Below are 24,873 nucleotides of genomic sequence, written 5' to 3' on the forward strand. Positions count from 1 at the left end.
CCCGCGATGCGATATTTCGAAACGAGAAAGGCACGCATCGAAGTCGTGCCGATGATCGACATCATGTTCTTCCTGCTGGTGTTCTTCATCATGATCACGCTCAAGATGATTCCGTCGATGGGCATGTCGGCCAAGCTGCCGGGAAGCTCGACGGCGCAGGACTTGCCTCACCCCAAGGTGCTTGTCGCCTTGCACGCTGACGGCAGCATTGAAACCGACCAGCATCCGGTCACGCTCGACGCGCTGAGCGCTACGCTGCGTGCGCACGATCCTGCCCACACGGTCGTGACCATCGCGAGCGACAAGGCCGCCAACGTGCAGCAATTGACCCAGTTGATGGACGCGTGCCGTGCGGCGGGTGTCACGCAGATCGGCATCGCTGCGAAAGAGGCGCCATGACCACGATTTTTCAGTCGGAGGTTGTGGGCCATCCGCAGGCGGTCGGCGGCGCACTGCCCATCCCCGGTTCGGCGACGCCTCAGGGACAGGGACGCTGGCCGTGGCGGGCCATGGCAACGGCGCTGGCACTGGAGGCGATCCTGCTGGGCTTGACGACCGGTTGGCTTTCGCGTGGCAGCCCGTCGCCGCCACCCGCTCGGGCAGACGCGCCGGTGATGCTGGCGATGGTTGCGCCGGAGCCGGTCGCGGCACCTGCCGTGAAACCGGTGGAGCCCGTGGTATCCCCGGCCAAGCCGGTCGTACCGGTGACGCACGCAGTGACGCCAAAGCCAGTCGTGTCGCCGGCGAACAAGACTGCCCAGCCCGCCCACGAAACGACGCATGCAGACGCGCCACCGGTCAAGACGGTGGATGGCGCGGATGCTCCGCCTGCGCCTGCTGCTGCCGCAGCGCCAACGCCGGTGGCCTCCCCGTCGAACGTGGCACCGGGGCCGGACGATCGTTTCATCGCGAAACTCCGCGCTGCTGTGCAAGCGGCCGTGGTTTATCCGATGGCGTTACGGGGCATGGGGTTGGCAGCAAATATCGACGTCGAGTTTGCCTATCAGGATGGTGTGGTGTCGAATGTGCATGTCTCCCGGCCCGGGCGCGTTGCGACGCTCGATCAGGCGGCCATCGCCGCCGTGCAGCACGCGGCCATGCCGTCTCCCCCGCCGAATCTGGCGGGTAAGCTGAACACGTTCAAAGTGAGGGTGATTTTTAGCGACGCGTGAGGCCGTGGGGGATTTTCAGGCGTCTTGTCCCCATGCCAGACACGCCTGACAAGCCGGTAGATCGTCAAGCCACCGGAACCTCAGCCGGGCAGCAGCTTCGAAGCGTGGTGCTTCGACGACAACGGGTCGCTGCTCGGCGAAATCATCGATATCGACGCGCAGGCACAGCAAGCCTTCCGTAATGCCCAGTCCGATGGTTTTCAGGATCGCTTCCTTGGCCGTCCAGCAGCGAAGGAATGCGTCGCATTGTGCCGCCGGGGGCAAGCCCTCGATCTGCATACGCTCCGGGGCCGTACACACGAGCGGTGCCAGCTCGCGCCAGTCAAGCGCGCGTTGTTTCACCTCGATATCGACGCCGACACACCGAGTCCGGGAGACGGCGATCAACGCGTCGTTGCCCGTGTGCGAGACGTTGAACGACAACGTCGACAGCTCACCGGGGCGCGTTGCCAGTTCCGGACGGCCATATGGCCCCTGTGCGAAACCCACCGACGCGGGCCTCGCCACGGTGTACTCGCCCAACAGTTCCCTCAGTACCGACCGTGTCATGGCAAAGCGATAACGGTCGACGTCGTAGCGAAACCGCCCTGCCCGCGCCAGTTCGTCCGCGTCGAGATAGCGATATGCATCGGGCTCACGGCTTCCGTCGATCGCCACATGCCAGACGTCGACATCCACCGGCCAGCGCCCATTGCACGGTAGCTGTTCTGCCCGCATCGTCCGGCTCACGCCACCGGCGCATCAACCTGCACATTCACCGGCCCATCGACATGCGTCTCGTAGGCGAACGTGCTGCCGCTGGCTTCTTCGATGATGCGTCCCTGATGCAGGCGCACCACGCGGTCCGCCAAACCGAAATACCGGTCATCGTGCGAAATGACGATCAGCGTTTTGCCCTGACGTTTGAAGTCCGGCAGCATCTCCTGATAGAAGTAGCGGCGGAATGTCGGGTCTTGATCGGCGGCCCATTCATCGAGCACCATCCACGGACGGTTTTCCAGATACGCATGCACCAGCGCCAGACGCTTGCGCTGACCGGCCGACAGGTCGATGGTCGAGAACGCGCCATCGACGATGCTCACCTTGTGCGCCAACCCCAACTGCTCAAGATAGGCCTGCGCGTGCGCCATCGTCTGCGTATCGCTCGCGACGAGATCGTCGAACAGGTGGTAATCCGAGAACACCGTGGAGAACTGCTGACGAAAGCCGTCGAGTTGCTCCGCCGGGACCGTTTTGCCGTCGACCAGCAACTCACCCTGCCCCGGGGTATAGAGCGAGAGCAGCGTCTTGATCAACGTCGTCTTGCCGCAGCCGTTTTCGCCCACGATGAAGAGCGTCTCGCCGCGACGAATTTCGAGATCGATCGGCCCAAGCTGGAACGGCGCGCTGTCGCCCGCCGCCGGGAATGCATGCGTGGCACCGCGCAGGGCCAGCGTCTGCATCGCGGGGAATCCCGCTTCTCCCACCGCCGGACCTTCGAGCAGGCGCGGCTCACGATTCCGGAACTGGCTCGTGAGCTCGGCAATGCGTTGGAACGAGACGCGCGCCTGAATCAACGTCGGCAAGCCGCCCGCAATCATCTCAATGGGGCCGCGAATATACAGCAGCACGATCACAAAACCACTGACTACACGCGAGTCCACGCCAAGCTTCGACTGAAGCAGCAGAATGAGCCCGATCACGACGAAGAACAGCATGCCGCCCATCGCATTGGCCGCGTAGTACAGGCGCATGGCGCGGCTCTTGAGTTCGCCGATCAGATCGGCGGCACCCGACAACTGCTCGCCGTACACGCGCTGACGGCGCGCGCGGTTCAGCCGCAACTCCTTGGCACCTTCGGTAATGGCGCGGTATTGCTTCTGGAGCTCGTCCTGCGCGCCGCGTACGCCACGGTAGTGAAAGTCCCAGCGCAGCGAGGCGTAGTGATTGATGCCCAGACCGATCAGGATCGCCGCCAGTGCAAACAGGAACAGCAACGGCGAGAGCACCAGCATGTAGGCCACGCAACCGAGCGCAATCGCCACGGCCGTCATGAAGCCGGGGAAGTTGAAGGTCACGGCGCTCACCGTATCGACGTCGCTATTGAGCGTCGCGAGCAAGCGGTGAACGCGGTACCGCTCGACTTCGGCGATCGGCGCACAGACGATGCGCGCCGAGAGGTCCTTGCGCAGCGCCGCAATGATCTTCTGACCGATCACGCTGTTGCCCACGCCGGAGATGGCGTTGCCGGAAAGCGTGACCGCGCACAGCACGACGAAGGTCACGATGGTCTTGCCGGTAATGCCGTCGGGCGAGTGAAGGCCGTCGTTGATCGTCGCGAGCAACCATGCCGTGGTGAGACCTGCCACCACGCCCATCACGGTGGAGAACAGGCTCATCGGCAGGAAGGGCCGGAACAGCCGGAACAATTCGTGGCCGATACGCGTCTTGTCAGGCGAGTCCGGCGATTGACCCATGGAACGGTCGGTCATGGCAATTTCCCCAATCGTGAAACTTAACGGACGACGCAAACCGGCTCACCGGTCTGCGGATGCGGCATCACCACCATGGCAATACCGTAGATGTCTTCCAGACGCTCGCTCGTCATGAGCTCGGCCGGCGTGCCCCGGGCGCACAAGCGCCCGCCGCGCAACGCCACGATCTCGTCGCAGAAGCGCGCAGCCATGTTGATGTCGTGCAGCACTACCACCACACCCAGACCGCGAGTGCGCGAGAGCGACTGGACGAGCGACAGCACCTCGACCTGATGCGCGACGTCCAGCGCGGCAATGGGCTCGTCGAGCAAGAGACAGTCGGCGTCTTGCGCGACGAGCATGGCCAGCCAGACGCGCTGGCGCTCGCCGCCCGAGAGCGTATCGACCAGCCGATCGGCAAAGCGCGATACGCCGGTGAGCTCCATGGCTTCGTCGACACGCGCCAGATCCTGTGCGGAGAAGCGCCCCAGCGGCCCATGCCACGGATAGCGTCCAAAGCGCACCAACTCGCGTACGCGCAGTCCCGCTGCGGGTGGCGTGTGCTGGGGCAGATAGGCGATCTTGCGCGCCAGCGCCCTGCCCTGCCAGTCACCCAGCGGCGTGTTCTCGAAGCGAATCTCGCCGCTGGCCGGCGCCTGCTGACGGGCCAGCAGTTTGACCAGCGTCGATTTGCCCGAGCCGTTGTGGCCGATCAATCCGATCACACGGCGCGGTGCCAGCGTGAGCGTGAGGGGGTGCAGCAACGTACGCTCGCCCGCCTTGAACGAGACGTCGCGCAGGTCGAACATTGGCGACGGCACCTCATGGGCATCGTGCTTGGGTTGGGCCACCTGCGATGGTGTGGCGGCGAATTCGGTATCTTCCATCATCGTTTCATCCGGTCTTGCGCAATAGGATGTGATCGTCGGCGGTCGCGTCAGGCGCGGTCCCGCCAGATCAGCATCAGGAAATACGGTCCGCCGACGAACGTGGCCAACAGGCCCGCCGGCATCTGGTCAGGGAACAACGCGTTGCGGCCAATCCAGTCCGCCAGCACGAGCATCGCGCCACCGACGAACGCGCCCCCGAAGATCTGCGACACGGGACGTTGCAGTCCCAGCAATCTGGCGATGTGCGGCCCCATCAGCCCGACAAACGAAATCGGGCCGATGATGAGCGTGGCAGCAGCACTCAACACAGCGGCAGCCGATAACAACGCGAACCGGGAGCGTCCGACATTCACGCCGACCGACCGGGCGACGGCTTCGCCCAGCGGCAGAATGTCGAGCGCGCGTGCGGCAAACAGCACCAGCGGAAGCAGCACGACCGCAATCACCAGCGCCACGGTGGCCTGCGTCGCGCCCACGCCGTAGGTGGAGCCAGCCATCCACGCGAGCATCATCGCCATGCGCGGATCGCCGCTGGCCATCATCAGCGACGCCAGGCCACTGAAGACCGTACTGATGCCGATGCCCGTCAGAATCAGACGCTCTGGCGAAAAGCCGCTGCGCCGGGCCAACAAAAACATCGCGCCGAGGGCGGCAAATGCCCCGGCTGACGCAGCAGCAAGCTGCATCGCCTGAGACGGCGAATTCACCGCGAACAGCAGCACGATCAGCCCGAGCGATGCGCCCGACGAGATCCCCAGCACTTCCGGGCTGGCCATCGGGTTCGCCGTCAGACGCTGGATCAGAATGCCTGCCACCGACAGCATCGCCCCCGCGGCCAGTGCGCCGACCACGCGCGGAATGCGCAGTGCTCTCAGGCGGCCGAGCGACTCGAAGGTGTCCAGACGCCAGCCCGATAAACCGCGCGAGACGAGAATGGCGGCAACCGTCATGACGACGAGCAACAGCAACGCGCCAATCACTGCAACCCATAAATTGCGTTGTGCGCGCTGCACCACCGGGCCCTCGTGGCGATGCACATGCGCGCTGTCATGCAGTTGCGGCAACAGCCACAACAGCAACGGCGCACCCAGCAGCGCAGTGGCGATACCGGTCGGAATCTCCGGCATCCACAGACCGAGCCACTGCACGATCTGGTCGGCAAGCCACAGCAACAGAGCACCGATGACAGCCCCCCACGCGAGGCGCCGTCCGAGCGTGCGGGCCCCGGCAAGGCGCGCGAGCGCCGGTCCGGCGAGCCCCACGAAGCCGATGACGCCCAGCGCGCTCACGATCCATGCGCACAGCAACGTGCCGACGAAGAGCGCGCCCAGCCGCAACCAGCGCAGGGATACCCCCAGCGCGCGGGACGCATCGTCACCGACGGCCATCACCGACAGCGGCCTGACCAGCAATGCCGCCGCAACGGCACCCAGCGCGACGCGTGGCAGCAACTGCTCGGCAATGGTCCAGCTGTTCTGGTTGAGTGCACCCGATTGCCAGACGAAGACGCCGAGCAGCCCTTCGTGGAAGAACAACGACAACACCGAGCCGATGGACCCGGCGCACAACGTCACGACCAGACCGCACAGAATGAGCACCAGCGGCGAGAGCGAGTGCGCCCACGCGATCACAAATACCAGCGCAAACGCAGCGACGGCACCGCCCAGCGCGACCGCGTCGCGATGTTCGATCAGCAGCGACGGAAACCACAACGTCGTGACGGTCATCGCGAGGTTGGCGCCCGCCGCTACCCCCAACGTCGTCGGTTCCGCGAGGGGATTGCGCAACACGTGCTGGAACAGCCCCCCTGCGAGCGAGAGCGCGACGCCCGCAAGCAATGAGACGGCCAGACGCGGCGCGAACGAATACTCGATCACGACCCGCTTCATGTCGTCGGGATCGGCGCCGGGCAACAAGCCGCGCCAGCCGGTGGCGGGCAGCGCGTTGTGCAGGTTGAGCCACGTCAGTCCCAGCGCAAGCCCTAAGAGGAGCAGGACGAATGACAGCGGCGACTTCTCGCGCGGCGGCATCGGGGTCGGGATGACCATGCTAGACATGACGGAAGTCCTCCCGGCGAATGAGCCCGTCAAGTCCGCGCAGCAGTGTCGACGCCGACGGATACGAGTTGAACAGATCGATGAGCGGAATCCGGTAGACGCGTCCCGCCCGCACCGACGCCAGCCGGTTCCAGAACGGGCTGACGGCGAGTTGACGCAACGCGGCCGTTGTCGACGCCCCGAAATCCACGACGACGATGTCGGCGTCCGGCGCTTCCGCCAGTAGCTCGACGCCACCGACACTGAACCCGTACTCGTTGGTGCTGCGTGTCCACGCGTTGCGCAGGCCAACGCGCGTCATCACGTCCCACATGATGCTATTGCGGCCATACGCGACCATTGATCGCCCGCCGTCGTTGAGCGTCACCAGATAGGTCTGACGTTGTGCCGGACGGCCGCTCGCCGCCAGCGTTCTGGCGACCTCGGCCATATGGGCTTCGACCCGCGCGATGTAGTCAGAGGCTTGCGCCTCCCGGCCGGTCATGCGCGCGAGCGTGCGCAGCCCCTCGGCCGCACGGTCGAGGGCACCAGTCGCCCCGGTGAAGATGTCGAGATGGGTGACCGGTGCGACCACGCCCATGCGCTCGCGAGCGATCTGCGGTGTGGTCACGGTGACGCACCAGTTGATGCCCAACTCGATCATCAGTTCGAGGTTCGGCTCGATTGGATCGCCGCTGTTGACGATGTTCATGCCCGGCGGCATGCGTGGTTCGGCACCCATCGAATCGTAAAAGGCGCGGTCGGCCCCTGCGATTGGCTCGACGCCCAGCGCCAGCAACGACGACACGGCGCCGCGATCAGGCGCAAGAATGCGTAACGAGGATGCAGGCGACGCGGACGCCGTCGTCGGGCGTCCGGCCGCGTGGACCCAAGGACCGGCACCGGCCAAGATGGCAGCCGCGCCAGCACAAAAACTACGACGTTTCATGCAACTTTCCAGTGGTTCTTGTCCGCGCGCGACGTTCGGTAAGACCGGCGAGAGCGGTAATGTCATTGGGGGTTATCTAGTGGGTGCGTTCTGCGAGACAACTTGTTTGCCGCTGGCCGAAGGGTTCTCCTGCCACAGGGCAAGCCAGCGTTGGTGCTGTTGTGGGGTGGCTTGCCGCGTAAGCGTCAGTGAGACGGACGGCACGCCCCGGCTGTCCAGCAACGTGATTTGCCCGTCGTTCTTGCCGAAGTCATCACACTTCGCGGCGATTCCCGACACGCGCACGTGCAGCGTGAAATCCCGAATCTGCACGCTCAACCATCCACCGCCGATATTCCTGATTTGCTTGACGCGCCCGGCTTGCGCCAACGACGCGCCGTCGTTGCTGACGTCGATCCGCACCGGCCAGCCGCCAGACTTCGCGGCGTCGAGCGCGTCGGCCAAGGCCAGTCTTGCCCGACGGCCATCCTGATCCGAGCGCTGGCAAAGCTTGTCAGCGGTACGTTCCCGCGATACACCGGGCGAAGCTGGGACTGCGACGTCGTTCGCCGTGCCCGGCGTCCCCGTTGAACGAAATGCCACGACGAATGCATCGTAGTCCGTCACGTGTTGCTCGTCCATGGACGTGACTTTGGCGATATTGTGCCCCTGCGCGTCGAAGAATTGCAGTTGACGATAGGGTTCGCGCTTCACCCCGTAGTAGCGCGTGACGGCATACGCGGATGCCCAGCGCGACGCATCGACCGTCATGTCCAGCGCCCCGGTCGCCTTGCCCCCGGCGTCAAAGAACGGCTTCGACGAACGAATGACCTGCTCGGCAATGCCATGCTCCGTGCGCACCATTACCTCGATGCGCCCCAAGCGGTGAAGCCGGGCGAGCATCGCCTGCAAATCCGAGGGCGTCACACGCAGCGGAACGACCACGCTGCCCTGCTCTGCCGCCACGAGTTCGCCTTCGGATGTGGCAAGCAACTCACTGGCTTCGCGCGCTGGCATGCCCTGCTTTGACAACGCCTGCCAACGCACCGCGATGGTCTTCACCTGCGTCGTATCCGACAACGATGCTGGGGTTGCCTGCGCGCTGTCCAGCCACAGCCCGCCGTCACCGGTGCGTGTCGCGTCGAGCGGGCGGGCAACCCATGCCTGCTTGCTGTAGCGCAGCGTGCCGTCCGCGAAGTGCGCCGAGGCCGGGTCATCGGACTGCGAGCCCGCCATGAGCGTGCGGGCGTCCACCGGCCCGCCGTTCGCACCGAACGTGACCACTTGCAAGTAGCTGTTCGAGAACGCGTGCGCGTCGATCTTGAGCGCACCGTCCTCGATGCGGGCGTCGCTATTGCAGCCCGACGTGAAATAGCCCTCGTCGTCGCAGCCGCCGAACCACGGAATTCGTACGCCGTTGCGCACTGCGTACATGGCGGAGCCGGTTTCCGCGTCAGGGGTGAAGCCCCCCTCCCGCAGTCGCAACACCGCGACGCCGAGCCATTTGGCGAGTGTCTTGCCGTCGACATTCAGCGTGTTGGGGGTATCGAGCGGACGCTGCGGGTCGAACGGCACCGCAAACCGCTTGTCTTCCGGGACCGATTTGATCTGAGCCCACCACGCATCCCACAGCACCGCGCCTTGCGCGAATGGGCTGGCGGTGTTGTCCCAGCGTTGCAACACACGGCACGCGTCGGCGATGTCGACATCTCGCGCGGGCGTTGCGCTCTGATTTTTTTCGACGGGTTGCACCGACACGATCTGACGGCCGCCGTCGGGCTTGCAGGCATTTGCCACCGCCTGCGCTTTGAACAGCAGCGCGGACATCGAACGTGCGTCGAGCGCAGCGTGTGCGACGCTGTCGGCCGTTGCCCCCGCCGACCCGAGGCCGTCGCTGCCACGGATGCGCTGGCCGGCAATACGGAAGCCCAGCCGCGGCCGTAGCCCCATTTCCGTACGCTCACCGCCCGTCACGGCCGCAAAGCCGGTCAGCGGCTGCGCGGGGTTGACGATCCAATGCGTGTTGTTCATGTTCGCGACGTAGTCTTGGCGGAACAACTGCGGCATGGCGTCGGCGGGCAACGCCCCCGCTTGGGCGGCATCCGGGCTGGACTGCCAGCCACACGCGGAACGCGACCCATCGAGGAACGGCACGCCCGGCGCCTGTGCGGCGAACGCCTTGCCGAGCGGCGGCGTGCATTGTGCGGCCAGCGCGTCGGGAACGTTCGGCACCGCACCGACGTCGCCGAACCACACACGCGGATCGCCGCGACCGATAGCGACCGTGTTGACCCACGGCGTGGCCGCTTCCCGGCGGGCAATCGCGACGAAATCGTCGAGCGACGTCGCACGCCCCCATGCGAGGAAGTTCGCGAACACCCGGTAGTTGTCGGCATTGATGTCACGAATCACGAATGCCTGACCGGGCTTGCCATTGGCACCGGCCCGCCACTGCAACGCGGGCGACATCGCACCGAGATTGACGACGGGCCCCAGCGCCGTGCGGTAGAGCGTGCGGCTTCGGGGTTGCACCGTGCCGTCCGCCTCACGGACCGGGACCGTCACGGTCACGGGCGTCATGGCGACAGGTTTGCCGTCGACCAGATAAGTGGTCTCGGAATTTGGCGCGAGCGACAACTGAAACAGGCCGAAGCGCCGTGCGGCGGATACCGTGTGCGTCCATGCGATGTCGTGGTTGAAGCCGATCATGACCACAGGAACGCCCAGAAACGACACGCCGCTGACGTCGAGCTGTCCCGGCACGGTCAGTCGCATCTGATAGAAGCGGTCCGGCCCTTCGAGGAACCAGTGCGGGTTGCCCAGCAGCACCGACTGTGCGCCTGCGCTACCCTGCGCGCCAAACGCGAGTGCGTTGCTGCCGATGCCGCGCCCGCCGCCAACGTCGAACTCCCCGTCACGCAACGCGAGCTTTTCGACCGGCGACGTGCTGACTTGGGGCTGCCGAGGTATTCCTGACGTTTTTCCCGGCGGCATCGCGCCCGCCACTCGCCCGGCAAATCGCGCCATTCCCCCTGCCAGATTGGCAGCGAACAAGCGCCGGTAGACATCGTCCGGCGAGATGGCCGTCACCCACGGTTCGCTACGGCAAGCCGCGTGCGACGGCGCACTCTTGTTGCGTTGCCAGTCTTGAAGATAGCGGTTGTAGCCTGCGGCAAACCCATCGACCAGTTCGCGGAATTGCGGCGTCTGGGCCTCGCGGTACGCCTGTAACCGCGCGTTGTCGGCCACCAGCCGGAAGAAGACATCGGAATCCAGATTGTCGATGTCACCCAGCGTCGAGGCGGTCGGTTGCCTGCCCTGCGCGCCGAAGTAGCGCGACCGATCGCCGCGATACGTGACGAACGCCTGCGCCATCGTGCAGAGGTTGTCCTGTGCCTGCACATACGCCGCGCCCCAGCCGAGGCTTCCCCAATCGTTCGCGACGATATGCGGCATGCCGTCCGTCGTCCGCTCGATTTGGGCGCGATAGCGCTGCGGCTCCGGACTACCGGCCACCGCTGGCGAGTGCGACGCGTCTGCCGCGCAGCCACCCAGCACGGCAAGACAGAGCGCTCCCAGCATGATGCGTGAACCGACAGGGCGACGACGATCCGGATGGTTGATGCGAAATGTCATGAGTGATTGCCTGCCGAGGTGTTCTGTTGACGCAGCGAATCGATAGCACGATGCAGCGACGCGATGAAATCCGGATGACGCACGATGCCGGTGTGATCGGTGTCGAAGGTCTCGACGGTGACGTGTCCGGCCTGAGCCCGCCACGCGCGGGTGGCGGCGATCGCATCGAGCGCATTCGTCGTGTCGCCGTCGCGGCGTGCGAGCCAAAGGTGCATCGGCACCGGCAACGGCGCCGCGTCGTGCCCGCTCGCCGATACGGCGTCGAAATGCTTGCCGATGCGCAGTACGGTGGCGAGCCATTGCCGTCCGTCGTCGCCTTCGGGAATCACGCCCTGCCAACGCCCGGCGTCTGCCTGCATGGCGGCCAGCAAGTGGTCGATCTCTGCGTCATTGACCTGCATGGCGTGCGTGATATCGACGGTAGTCGCTGGTTCACCTGACGATGCTGCACTTTGGGGCGCTTCGCCATCCACGCTGCCAAGGAAGTCGACGACTTCCCCCTGCGCGACGAGCACACCCGCCACATGACGCGCGATGGCGGCACCGCTCGACCAGCCCAGCAAACGGTACGGGCCTTTGGGCTGCACCCGGCGAATCGCCGTCGCGTAATCCTCTGCCAGCATCCCGAGCGAATCGGGGGCCCATGTGGCATCTGTATACATCGGCGATTGCACGCCATGCACCTGTGCCACGTCATCCAGCGCGCTGGCCAGCGGCCGGTACTCGCCGACGAGGCCGTAGCCGGGGTGAATCGCGAACAGTTGCGTGGTCGCCGAAGAACGGTTGAGCGTGACGATATTGGCCGGCCGTCCTTGCGCGGTCTCGTCCAGCCACGATGCGAGCCCGGCAAGCGTCGGATGTGCGAACAGACCTTCCAGTGAGAACTGACCGAGGCCACGTCGCTGCGCGTTCGCGGCCACCTTGAGCGCCGCGAGCGAGTCGCCGCCGATGGCGAAGAAGTTGTCGTTCCGGCCGAAGCCGTCGTGGCCGAGGGTGTCGCGCCAGACGTCGAACAATAGCGATTCGGTCGGCGTCATCGGCCCTTGCGCGGTCTCGCTCGCCGTCGGTACGGTCGGCTCCGGCAGCGCAGCGCGGTTGAGTTTGCCGTTGGGCATCAGCGGCAACGCATCGAGCCGCACGAACGCGCCCGGGATCATGAAGCCCGGCAAACGCGTCTGAAGCGCATCGCGCAACGTGTCGGTATCGACCAGCGAGGCATCCCCCGTGACGTAGCCCACCAGTTGGCGCTCGTCGCCCTGCCCTCGCAGTTCAGCGACGGCCTCTCGCACGCCCGGAACGCTGCGCAGTGCAGATTCCACCTCGCCCAGTTCAATCCGGAAGCCGCGCAGCTTCACTTGTTGATCCATACGGCCGAGGAAGTCGATGGTCCCGTCCGGTCGCTGACGGCAAAGGTCGCCGGATCGGTACAGGCGTGCGCCGTCGTGACGGTGTGGGTCCGGGACAAACTTCTCTGCGGTGAGCGACGCGCGGCCAAGATAGCCTCGGGCCAGCGTTTCACCGCCGATGCACAGCTCGCCGAGCGCACCGGCAGGCAGCGCATTCCCCGTGTCGTCACAGACATAGACGTCGCGCGACGGATACGGGCCGCCGATAGACACGATGGGTTGCGCACAATCCGCGTCCTGCGTGGGCCGGTACATGCAGGCAACGGTGGTCTCCGTCGGTCCGTAGAGATTGTCCAGACGGATGTGAGCGAGCGGCCCGTTGCGCCATTGCCGCAGAGCATCACCGGGCAAGCCTTCACCGCCGACGGTAATTTGGCGCAAGGCGAGCGACGCCGGGTCAGGCGGCTCGTGCAGCCACTGCTGCCAATACGCCGTTGGAATCCGGGCGAACGTCACTTGTCGCGCGACCAACTGGCGATTGGTAGTCGCAAGATCCCACGGCTTCGCACCGCGCATTTCGATGCTGCCGCCTTGCATGAGCGATGGCAGCATCTCGTGCAGCGCCACGTCGAAGTTGATGGTCGATGACTGCAACTGACGGTCGGACGAAGCAATGCCGTACGTCGTGATGAAGTCATTCAGGTGCAGCGCGAGGCTGCGTTGGCTGACAGCCACCCCTTTCGGACGCCCGGTCGAGCCCGACGTGTAGATGACGTACGCCAGTTGGTCGCCGTGGACTTTTGCGTGCGCATCGATGTCGTGCGGCGCGCTGTCAATCTCTGCTTCGTCGCCGTCACCCTGCGCCGGTCTGAATTGATCGATATCGATCGCATCGCGCTGCACAAACAGTGCTGCCAGCGCATGGCGGGTTTCGGCATCGGTCAACACGCGGGAGACGCCCGCATCTTCCATCATGTAAGCCAGACGGTCGGCCGGATACTCCGGATCGAGCGGCACGAACGCGGCACCGGCGCGCAGCACGCCAATTAGCGCGGGTACTACCGCCGCAGACCGCCGCAGGCACAGCCCCACCCGCTCCTCACGCTTCACGCCGGACGCGATGAGCCGGCGGGCAACCCGCGCCGACCATGCGTCCAGTTCACCGTACGTCAGGTGTTCGTCTTCACAGTGAACCGCGTTCTCGCCCGCGTGTGAGCGCGCCTTTTCGAGCAACGTTTGCGTGACCGGGCGCCACGGCTTGTCCGTCGTGTTGCCCCCTTCGGCACGACTCGGCTTTGCAGTGACCCGGACGGGGGCTTCGACCAGACGCACGTCACCCAGCGCAACCTCCGGTGGCGTCGGCATCGCTTCGTCCCGGACCAGCCGGTCGAGCACCGCGCGGTAACCCGCCAGCATGTCGCCAACGGTATCCCGTTCGAAAATGTCGCACGCGTAAGTCAGCGACAGGCCGAACGCTTCATCTTCAAAGACGTTGAGAACCAGATCGAACCGGGCAGTCGCCGCTTCATTGGCCAGCAGCTCGAATTGAACACCCGGTAACGACGTCGGCTTGCCGGCACGCGCGCCGTAATTGAACATCACCTGAAACAGCGGCGTATGGCTCAGGCTGCGCTGCGTTTGCAGCGCATCGACAACGCGCGCGAACGGCACATCCTGATGCGCTTGCGCTTCGATCATGCGGTCGCGCGTCTGCGCGAGCAGGTCGCCGAGGGTTTGCAGGCCGGTCAACTCGCTGCGGATGACGAGCGTGTTGACGAAGAAACCGACGAGATCATCGGTGGCCGGGTGGACGCGTCCAGCAACCGGCACGCCCACGCGCACATCCTTCTGTGCAGCGTAACGGGAGAGCGTGAGTTGCCACGCGCTGAGCAGCACGGTGAACGGTGTCGTGCCATGCCGGCGAGCCAGCGCACGGACACGGCGGCTGACATCGCCCGGCAACTCGGCGGTGATGCGTGCGCCGCGATCGGCGCGCAAGCCGGTCCGCTTACGTGCCACGGGCAACTCCAATACCGGATGTTCGTCACCCAATCGGTCTCGCCAATACGCCAGTTGGGCCGACTCGCGCGCGTCGTCCAGCCATTCGCGATGCCATGCGGCAAAGTCACCGTATTGCGCAGCCAGCGGCGTGAAGGCGGGTTCGCCGCCCGCCAGCCGTGCCGTGTAGGCATTGCCGAAGTCGCGCGCCAGTACCCCGACCGACCACTCGTCGGCAACGATGTGATGCGTCGCAAAGTGCAGAACATGTGAGGTGGTGCCAAGACGCAGGAGCGTCACCCGAAGGATTGGCCCATGCGTCAGGTCGATCGGTTTGGACGATAGTGCCTGAAGGCGTTCACTAAGCGCACCGCCGCTGCGCTCAAGGTCTTCGACGGCCCAGCCGAACGCATCGGCGGCATCCACAACTTGCCACGGCGTGTCGTCGACTGCCTCGAAGTGGCTGTGCAGTACGTCATGGCGCTTGACGACGTCGGCCACAGCGAGTTCAAGCGCCTGCGAGTCGAGTTGCCCGTCAAGCCGGAACGCGCCCGTCATGTGATACGCGGCGCTCGACGGATCAAGCTGCCAAAGGAACCACAGACGCGCCTGACCCTGCGTGAGCGGCGCACGCTGGCGGTCGGCTCGCGGGGGAATTGGCGCGATGATCGCGGGCGTTGGCGTAGTGCCAAACGGTGCATCGCTATCCGGCGAGGCCTGCCCAAGGCGTTCGGCCAGCGCAGATAACGTCGCGGCAGCAAAGACATCGCGCAGTGCGAGTGCCCTCGCGTGTTTCGTGGCCAGCAGCGACACGACCTGCATGGCTTGCAGCGAATGGCCGCCCAACGCGAAGAAGTTATCGTCGCGACCGATGCGCTCGACGCCCAGCACGTGACGCCAGACGTCCGCGAGCAATGCCTCGTCGCCCGTCTGCGGGGCTGAGAAATGTCGCGATGCGATGTCTGGCGCAGGCAGTGCCTTGCGGTCGATCTTGCCGTTGGGGGTCAGCGGCAGCGCAGGCAGTGCAAGGATGGTTGCCGGCACCATGTAGTCCGGCAGTTGCGCGGCCAATTCACGCCGTAGCGCATCGGTATCCGGCACCCCGTCTGCCAGCGTGACGTACCCGACCAGTTGTGCGCCGGACGTCCCTTCGTGCGCGACGACCACGGCCGCTCCGACATTTGTACACGCGGCCAGACGCGCTTCAATCTCCCCGAGTTCGATGCGATGACCACGAATCTTGACCTGATGGTCGGTGCGGCCGAGGAATTCGAGCGTGCCGTCGTGCTTCCAGCGTGCGAGATCCCCGGTGCGGTAAAGCCGCTTGCCGTCTGGCGAAAAAGGATCGGGGACAAAGCGCTCGGCACTCAGGTCTGCCCGGCCGAAGTAGCCACGCGCCAGACCACTGCCGCCCAGATATAGCTCGCCCGCCACGCCCGGTGGCACTGCTTGAAGCCGGGCATCGAGCACGCGCGCCTGCGTACCGGCGATGACGTTGCCCAACACCGGCTTGCCGACAACGCGGCCAAGCATTGACCAGATCGTCGTTTCGGTCGGCCCGTACAAGTTCCAGAGTTCGCAGCCACGCGCCCGCAGGGCATCGGCCAGATCCGGCGGCAGGGCCTCGCCGCCGCACAACGCGCGCAACGCCGGCCACGGTTGGTCTGCCGCGAGCAACATGCGCCATGTCGCGGGTGTCGATTGCAGGACCGTTGCCCGGCTTGCCTGCAACAACGCAGCGAGCGCGAAGCCGTCACGGGCGGTTTCACTCGACGCCACAATCACTTGCGCACCCAACGTGAGCGGCAGGAAGAGTTCGAGGGCGGCAATATCGAAGGAAAGCGACGTCACCGCGACCCATCGGTCATCTGCTGCGAGCCCGGGGCACTGCGCCAGACTGGACAGAAAGTTCGACAGCCCGCCGTGGCGCACCATCACGCCTTTCGGTTTGCCGGTCGAGCCCGAGGTGTAGATCACATAAGCCAGATGCTCCGCCTCGACTTGAACCTCGGGCGCAGTGTCGGCGTATGCATCGCCGTCGAAGCCATCCAGCAGCAGATATTCCAAGCCCACAGTCGACGGCAGCGTTGCCTGAAGCGGCGACTGAGTAATGAGCCGCGTCACACCGCTGTGGTCGAGCATGTAGCGCAGGCGTTCCGCCGGATACGCGGGGTCGAGCGGCACATAGCAGCCGCCCGCCTTGAGCACGCCAAGCAGCGCCACGAGCATGCCGGCACCCCGGTCGAGCGCAATGGCCACCGGCACATCGGGCCCGACGCCCTGCGCGATCAGGGCGTGCGCCAGCTGATTGCTGCGGCGCTCCAGCGCGGCATACGTGAGCGATTCGTCATCCCCGCGCACGGCGACAGCATCCGGCGTTCGACGCGCTTGCGCTGCAATGCGGGCATGCACCGGCGCGTCGGCTGAGAAGTCTTCGGTCGCGACGCCCCACGCGTCGAGTTGCGCCGCTGCCTCCGTGTCGACGAGCGCGACGTCGTCAATCACGGCATCGTCCAAGGCGCACAGGGCGGACAACATAGTTTCGTATTGGCTCGACAGACGTGCCATCGTCGACGGCTCGAACAGTTCGCGGGCATACGTGAAGCTGCCCGCGATGGCGCCGCCGGACGTTTCGCTGACGTTCAACGTCAATTCAAACTGGGCAGCCTCGCCCCCCGTGTCGAAATGACGGGTCGTGAGACCGGGCAGCTCACGCAGCACGCGATAGTCCTCGCGCTGGTGATTGAACATGACCTGAAACAACGGTGTGTGACTGACGCTGCGCGTGGGCGACAGCGCATCGACGAGACTGTCGAACGGCAGCGTCTGGTGATCTAGCGCCTGCCGCGTGCGCTCGCCGATCATGCTCACAAGTTCCGCGACACGCATGCGGGCCGGGAAGTCCGCACGCATCACGAGCGTATTGATGAATACGCCGATCAGGTTGGCGACCTCGGGCTGGTCACGGCCGGAGACCGGGACGCCGACACGAATTTCGTCTTGCGCGCACCAGCGGTGCAGCAGCGCCTGAAACGCCGACAAGAGCAGGACATAGGGCGTGACGCCGTGGCGACGGGCTGCATCGCGCACAGACGTGACGCTCGCCGTATCGAGTTGGAACGGGTGGCGTGCGGCCTTGTACACACCGGTCGGATGACGCGGGTGGTCGTGTGGGAGATCGGCGACGGGGTGGGCGTCGCCCAGCAGCGCGCGCCAGTACCCCAGTTGCCGGTCGCGCTCGGCACCGTCAAACGTGTCGCGCTGCCACGCGGCGTAGTCGCCGTACTGGACAGGTAACTCGACGCGTGCCGGGGCAGACGTTTTAGCGCCAGCCCGGCAATGCGCCGTGTAGGCGGCGACGAATGCATCGAGCAGCACGCCGACCGACCAGCCATCCGCCACGATGTGATGCATGGCGATCAACAGTACGTGATCCGCCGCGTCTGCCTCGGGTGCCACGCCCTTCAGTCGCATGATGCCCACACGCAGTAACGGCCCGCGCTGCAAATCGAACGGGGCGTCGGTGAAAGCCTGCGCGCGAGCAGGTGCCTCGGCGGGGTGGGCATCAAACACCTGCCACGCAAAATCCGGCAGATCGTGAACGACCTGCACGGCCTCAGTTGCGCCCTCCGGCACTTCGAACGTCGTGCGCAGCACCTCATGCTGCGCCACGATGTCCCTGAAGGCATGGCGCACGGCTGTCTCGTCCAAGGTGCCGCGCAAGCCAATGCCACCGGCAACGTGATAGGCACTGCTATCCGGTTGCAGATGCCAGAGGAACCACAACCGGCGTTGCGCGTGTGACATGGGCAGTGCCGAACGCGACCGGCGTGTGCGTGCGATGGGCGGTAGCGCCGCGTCGGTCATTTCCAGCGATGCCGACGCCAATGCGGCCAATGAACGATGGACGAACATCTGCCGGGGCGAGATGGCAATACCGCGTGCGGCGGCACGCGCCACCACTCGCAGCACCAGAATAGAATCGCCGCCGAGCGAAAAGAAGTTGTCGTTGCGGCCAACGCGCGCGAGGCCAAGCACGTCGGCCCAGACTTCCGCCAGCGCTGATTCGCGCTCGCCGCTGGGCGCCACGTAGCCGCCCTGTTCGAACGACGGCGCGGGCAAAGCGCGACGGTCCAGCTTGCCGCCCGGCGTCATCGGCAACGTATCGAGCGCCACGATGGCCGAGGGCACGAGTGGTGCCGGTAAGGCGGCTTCGAGCGCGGCGCGCAGCGCCGTCGTATCGGGCGTGCGGCCGCTCTGCCCGGTGACGTACGCGGCCAATCGCGTGCCCGCGTCACTTTCGAAGGCGGTCACGACCGCTTCTCGCACGCCCGGCTGCGCGAGCAATGCTGACTCGATTTCGCCAAGCTCGACGCGGAAGCCGCGGATTTTGACTTGGAAATCAACCCGTCCGACGTAGTCCAATTGCCCGTCTGCCCGCCAACGAACCAGATCACCGGTGCGGTAGGCCCGGCTGCCCGGCGCGCCGAACGGATCGGGCACGAAACGGTCAGCCGTCTGGGCGGCACGGTCGAGATAGCCGCGCGCCAACAGGTCGCCACCGATCAGCAGCTCGCCGATCGCGCCCTGCGGCGCCAGTGTCATATCGGGCGCGACGACGTATAGCCGTCGCCCTTGCAGTGCGCGTCCAATCGGCACGCTGGTGGCACTGTCGTTGGTCTCGCCGGATGCCACCCACGCGGATGCAGTGACTGCCGCCTCAGTCGGCCCGTAGGTATTGAGCAGGCGGATGTGCCCGAGATGCGTCTGGTCGCGCCAGCGCCGCAACCCCTGCGCGGACATCGCTTCTCCCCCCACGTGCAATTGGCGAACTTGTGCGAGCGATCTCGCGTGGGAGCGCTGGTCGAAGCCCTCATCCAACGCCTGAACCAGTACGTTCCAGTACGCCGTCGGCAAATCGACCACGGTGACGCCGTCACGCGCGACGTTGGCGACAAACTCGTCCGCGCTCCACAACTGCGGACCGCGCAGAACAACGGCGGCTCCGACATGTAGCGCCGGAAATAGCTGTTCGACGAACCCGTCGAAGTTCATCGTCGAGAACTGCAATACCCGGTCAGCGGCAGACAACTCGCACAGCGACGCCCAGACGCGCGCCTGCGCCGCGAGCGCGCCGTGGCTGATCGCGACGCCCTTGGGCTTGCCGGTCGATCCTGACGTGTAGATGACGTAAGCCAGATGCGCTGGCAATAACGGCACGTCGGGGGCGGTATCGGGCGTGTTCAGCGGCGCATCGACATCGACACGCACGACACCCTCGGGCAGCGCGACGTGCGAACTCGCCGCGTGGCCCAGCACCAGTCCCGCGCCGCTGTCCTCAAGCATGTCGGCGAGCCGTTGCGGCGGATAGTCCGGATCGAGCGGCACATACGCCCCGCCGGCCTTGAGCACGGCGAGAATGCCGACGATCATGTCGACCGAGCGCGTCAAGGCGACACCGACGCGGGTGTCGGGTTTGACGCCCAGCGCGATCAGATGGTGGGCCAGTCGGTTCGCGCGGGTATCGAGCGCCGCGCGGGAGAGCGTGACGCCGTCGTGCACCAGCGCCACCGCCTCGGCACCACTCGCCATATGGGCCGCGAAGCGACGATGCACTGGCATGAACGTTTCCAGTGCTAGCCGTGTTTCCCCATGCTCGACAAGGCACGCGTGCGCATCGCCCGTCAGTATCGCGAGATCGCCCAGTCGCGTGTCCGGTGCGGCGACGAACGACGCGAGAAGCGACACGAACTGATCGCACAGGCGAGCCATCGTTTCCGGCGCAAAAAGCTCCCGCGCGTAATCAACGCTCCCAGTGAGCCCGCCAGACGCCAGCTCATGCGCACTCAGCGTCAATTCGAATTGTGCGGCGCGCATGCGCGGCAAGTACCGCTCGACGTGAAGGCCGTCCAGCGCCTGCACGGCACTCGCGTCATCGCGTTGATAGTTGAGCAGCACCTGAAACAGGGGCGTGTGCGTCAGGCTGCGCTCGGGGGCCAGTGCCTCGACCAGCGCTTCGAACGGCAATGCCTGATGGGCCGAGGCCTCCAGCACGTGCGCACGGGTTCGGTCGAGGAGTTCCGCAACGGTTTGTGATGCGTCGAGCCGAGCGCGCAACACCTGCGTGTTCATGAACAAGCCGATCAGTGGTGCGCTTTCCGGTAACTCTCTCCCGGCAATCGGCACGCCCACGCGAATGTCGCGCAGGCCGCTGTGTCTCGACAGCAGCAGTTGGAACGCCGCGAGCACGATCATGAACGGTGTCGCACGATGGGTCGCCGCAAGCTCGCGAACACCGGCCGTCAATGCGGGCGGCAACGAAAACGGCACGGACGCTTCCGTGTATTGCGCCAGCGGTTCGCGCGGGTGGTCTGACGGCAGCAGCAATACGGGTGCTGTCTCGCCTTCCCCTAACGCGGCCCGCCACCAGTCAAGCTGGCGTTGCTGTTCCCCCGCCGCGAGTCGCCCCCGCTGCCATGCGGCAACGTCGGCGTATTGCAGGGTCAACGCGGGGAGGTCCGGTGCTTGCCCAGCCACAGCGGCCTGATAACCGGCGACAAATTCCCGAAGCACAATATCGATGGACCAGCCGTCCGCGACGATGTGATGCATCGCGACCAGCAGGATGTGTTCGGAGACCGGCTCACCGGGCAGTGCCAGCAGTGCCACGCGTAACAGTGGTCCGGTGCGCAGATCGAACGGCGTGTCGTTGAACGTCTGCGCCCTGTGGTTCGCCTCATCTTGCGTGGCGACATCAACGTGCTGCCATTCAAACGGCAGATCGGCGTGCACGATCTGAAGCAATTCGGTGTCGTCGCCGCCGACGGACTTGTCGCTGAACGTGGTGCGAAGCACTTCATGCCGCGCCACCATGCCCGCGAACGCCTGACGGACAGCGTTGGCGTTCAATGCGCCCTTCAACCGCATGGCACCGGTAATGTGATACGCCGAGCTTTCGGGTTGCAGCGCCCACAGGAACCATTGGCGCTGCTGAGCGTGTGAGGCGGCGATACACAATCGGCCATCCTCACGAACCAGCATGTCGGGGCGACTTTGCGGCGGCACGTCGTCAGTTACCGACGCCGCCAGTGCACGCAGCGTTGCGGCCTCGAACCATTGCCGAGGTGTCGATTCAACGCCTGCCGCTGCCGCATGGGCGACGCCCCGGAGCGTCAGAATCGAGTCACCCCCGAGGGCATAGAAGTTGTCGTCGCGGCCAATGAGCGTGTCGTTTGCGAAACGCAGCACCGAGCGCCACGCGTCAGCAAGCCGTGTTTCGATGTTTCCTGTCGGCGCTTCATAGACAGTGTCACTTTGCTGCGGCACTGGCAGGGCTCGCCGGTCAATCTTGCCGTTTGGCGTGAGCGGCATGGCGGGAATCACCAGCACGCGCCCCGGCACCATGTAGTCGGGCAGCGTGCGGCCGATGGCACGGCGCAAGTCGACTTCATCGGGCTGGGCGCCGGGCAATGCCGTCACATAGCCGACCAGGCGCACACCGGCCGGCCCCGTGTGCGCCGTCACCACGGCTTCGCGCACGCCCTCGCAAGCCAGCAACCCCGCTTCGATCTCACCCAACTCAATGCGGAACCCGCGAATCTTCACCTGCTGATCGATGCGGCCGATGAACTCGATATCGCCATCCGCACGACGCCGCACCAGATCCCCGGTGCGATACAGCCGCGCGCCTTGAGCGGCGAACGGATGCGGAACAAAGCGCTCCGCCGTGAGCGAGGCGCGCTGCCAATAGCCCCGTGCCAGCCCTTCGCCGCCGAGATAAAGCTCACCGGGAACGCCGACCGGTGTCTCATTGAGGCTTGCATCGAGCACCCACGCCTGCGTCGCACGAATCGGCGCACCAAGGGTGGTCTTATCGCCGTCGACGCGAGCGACCAACGACCAGATCGTCGTCTCCGTCGGTCCATACATGTTCCAAAGCGCTACGCCCCGGGCGAGCAACGACTGCGCCAGATCGGGCGGCAGCGCTTCGCCGCCGCATAACCCTTTCAGTCCCTGAAGTGCTGGAGGCGTCGACCGCCCGCCTGACGTGGCATGCGTTTCGACATCGAGCAACATGCGCCACGTGGCTGGCGTTGCTTGAAATACCGTGGCCCGGGAATCCGTAAGCAATCGCGAAAGCGCTGCGCCGTCACGCGTCGTGTGCTTGTCCGCGACGATCAATTGCGCACCGGTGACGAGCGGCAGGTACAACTCCAGCGCCGCAATGTCGAACGACAGTGACGTCACGGCGACCCAGCGATCCTCCGCCGTTAGCCCGGGCCGCTCGCCCAGACTCGCGATGAAACTCGATAGCGCGGCGTGCCGCACCATGACGCCCTTGGGCCGCCCGGTCGATCCCGACGTGTAAATCACGTAAGCCAGATGCTCGGGCAGTACGGTCACGTTCAGGGCTTCTAAGGCAACCTCTGCCTCGTCGGCCGGAATGTCTGCGGACATCACCTCAAACGTCCGGATTTCCGCCGGAAATGCCAGCCGCGTGGCGACTTCGGGGCAGGTGACGATCCGTTGCAAGCCACTGTCCGCCACGATGTAGGCCAGACGCTCGGCGGGATATTCAGGATCGAGCGGCACGTAAGCCGCACCCGCGCGGAGTACGCCGAGCACTGCCACGACCATATCGACCGAGCGTTCAAGCGCGACGCCGATGCAACTATCAGGCCCCGCGCCATCAGCGATGAGGCGTCGCGCCAGCGCATCGGCACGATGCAGCAATTCGCTATACGTCAGACGCGATTCGCCGCAGACGACCGCCAATCGGGATGGGTCTTGCGTCGCCCGCGACGCAATGCGTATAGGCACCGGGTCGAGCCGCGCATCGTGCGCGTTGGCCGCGAGTTCATCGGGCAGGCAATCCGCAGCAAGGTGCAGCGAAGCGCGTTGAGTCAGCACGACGGCGCCGGTCGCCCTGTCAGGCGCACTCACCCGCGTATCGAGCCAGTGGCCGAAGTCATCGAGCAAGGCATGAACGAGCACGCCATCGACGCGGTCGCGATCGTATTCGAGATCGAGATCCGCGCCGTGTCGATGCCAGTCGACCGCCAGCGTCAGGTCGAATTGCGGCGTGTCGTTGGCCAGCGTCAGCACGTCAACCTGTACGTCGCCGACCCGCAGTTGCGGGGCAGCGTCCGACTGGCTGAAGTTGAACATCGTCTGGAAAATGCTGCCGCCGCTACGCCGCGCCACATCCAGTGCCAGCTCGAACGGCACGTCAAGGCGATCCAGCGCCGCCACCCGGGTGCGGCTCACATCGTCAACGCAAGCGCGCAACGACTGTGCCGGACGATGACGGGCCCGATACACCTGTGTGCCGACAAAGCAGCCGATCAAATCGGGCGTGCCGGGGATATGCCGTCCATCGACGGGCACGCCGACGAGAAAATCGCCCTCGCCGTGATACCGGCGCAGGGTCAGTTGCCAGAGGGCGAGCAGCGCGACGAACGGTGTCACACCCGCTTGCTGGCACCACGCGGTCAGTGCGGCGTGCCGGGGCGCATCCAGGGGATGACGTAACACACCGCGACGCACTCCGGCCTCACGTGCCGACGGCGCGGGGAGTTGCAACGGCCCGTACTCGTGCGCGAGATCGCGGCGCCACCCGTCGAGCGCTGCCTGCCATCGCCCACTGATAAGCCCAGCGTGCTGGCGTTGCGCGTAGTCGGCATATTGAATCGCCAGCGACGGCAGTGCCGCCATCGGGTCGGCGCCCTGCACGACGGCCTGATAGGCCTGTGCAAACTCGCGTGCCCAGACGTCGTTCGACGCGGCGTCCGAAATCAGGTGATGCATGGTGACGGCCAGCACGTGCTGACGGTCCGGCAAATCAATCCAGCTCACGCGCAGCAAGGGGGCGGCGGCGAGATCGAACGGTGTCCGGGCGCTCTCCGAGGCGAACGCGGCAACGCGTGTCTCGATGTCAGAGGCCGGCAGGTGGCGCCAGTCCAGACGTGTCATGGCGAACGGCACTTCAGGCAGTACCGTTTGCGATGGCTCGCCATCCTGCATGGCAAAGGCGGTGCGCAAGACATCGTGACGGGAGATGACCGTGCGGATCGCCTGCTCCACGGCGTTCGCTTCGATCGCAGTGCCGCCGCTCAACCGGAATACGCGCGCGATGTGATACGCATCGTCGTCCGGGGCGAACTGTTGCGCCATCCAGAGCCGGCGTTGCGCAAACGACAGTGGCACGGCGGATGACGGCGACGCAGGCTCGGCGTGGCGGGCGGCGAGATGGCCCGCGCGCTCGCGTTCGGTCTCGTGTTCGCTCTCAGAATCGCTGGCCGCCGACGCATGCGGGTCGAGCATCAACAGTTCCAGCAGCGCGCGGTCGAGATCTTCCATGGCCATGCCAGCATCCTCCGGTAACGGCCCGCGCAACGCGCACGGGCCGGAACAG

At 65.6% G+C, this 24,873-nt stretch carries 9 protein-coding genes; 2 read left to right on the top strand and 7 right to left on the bottom strand.

All coding sequences use genetic code 11. The features are described 5' to 3' along the window. The first annotated feature begins 6 nt into the window (after positions 1 to 6). Positions 7 to 399, top strand: coding sequence for a biopolymer transporter ExbD (locus tag CDV44_RS07690; protein WP_087687500.1), 393 nt, complete (start codon positions 7 to 9; stop codon positions 397 to 399). Further along, the gene (locus CDV44_RS07695; protein WP_087687501.1) at positions 396 to 1,172 is read left to right on the top strand and encodes an energy transducer TonB; all 777 of its coding nucleotides are present in this window, start codon (positions 396 to 398) and stop codon (positions 1,170 to 1,172) included. The genes CDV44_RS07690 and CDV44_RS07695 overlap by 4 nt, the downstream gene beginning before the upstream one ends. A gap of 15 nt (positions 1,173 to 1,187) precedes the next feature. Here the strand turns inward: CDV44_RS07695 and CDV44_RS07700 are convergent, their stop codons facing one another. From CDV44_RS07700 to CDV44_RS07730, 7 genes are all read right to left on the bottom strand, one after another. Continuing rightward, positions 1,188 to 1,850, bottom strand: coding sequence for a 4'-phosphopantetheinyl transferase superfamily protein (locus tag CDV44_RS07700; protein ID WP_170935894.1), 663 nt, complete (start codon positions 1,848 to 1,850; stop codon positions 1,188 to 1,190). A gap of 47 nt (positions 1,851 to 1,897) precedes the next feature. Further along, complete coding sequence (locus tag CDV44_RS07705) at positions 1,898 to 3,643, bottom strand: cyclic peptide export ABC transporter (protein WP_087687503.1); 1,746 nt, start codon at positions 3,641 to 3,643, stop codon at positions 1,898 to 1,900. Positions 3,644 to 3,666: 23 nt separating this feature from the next. Beyond that, complete coding sequence (locus tag CDV44_RS07710; protein WP_249277492.1) at positions 3,667 to 4,434, bottom strand: ATP-binding cassette domain-containing protein; 768 nt, start codon at positions 4,432 to 4,434, stop codon at positions 3,667 to 3,669. Positions 4,435 to 4,562: 128 nt separating this feature from the next. Beyond that, positions 4,563 to 6,572, bottom strand: coding sequence for a Fe(3+)-hydroxamate ABC transporter permease FhuB (gene fhuB / locus CDV44_RS07715; RefSeq protein ID WP_087687505.1), 2,010 nt, complete (start codon positions 6,570 to 6,572; stop codon positions 4,563 to 4,565). Continuing rightward, positions 6,565 to 7,500 (bottom strand): ABC transporter substrate-binding protein, encoded by a 936-nt coding sequence (locus CDV44_RS07720; protein ID WP_170935895.1) that lies wholly within the window; start codon positions 7,498 to 7,500, stop codon positions 6,565 to 6,567. The genes fhuB and CDV44_RS07720 overlap by 8 nt, the downstream gene beginning before the upstream one ends. Before the next feature lie 72 nt (positions 7,501 to 7,572). Continuing rightward, a complete protein-coding gene (locus CDV44_RS07725) occupies positions 7,573 to 11,115 on the bottom strand; it encodes a penicillin acylase family protein (RefSeq protein ID WP_087687507.1) in 3,543 nt (1,180 codons plus the stop codon). Continuing rightward, on the bottom strand, positions 11,112 to 24,824 hold the full coding sequence (locus CDV44_RS07730) for a non-ribosomal peptide synthetase (RefSeq protein WP_087687508.1): 13,713 nt from the start codon (positions 24,822 to 24,824) through the stop codon (positions 11,112 to 11,114). The genes CDV44_RS07725 and CDV44_RS07730 overlap by 4 nt, the downstream gene beginning before the upstream one ends. Between the last annotated feature and the right edge of the window lie 49 nt (positions 24,825 to 24,873).

This window comes from Pandoraea sp. PE-S2R-1 (genome assembly GCF_002179865.1).
Classification (GTDB): Bacteria; Pseudomonadota; Gammaproteobacteria; order Burkholderiales; family Burkholderiaceae; genus Pandoraea.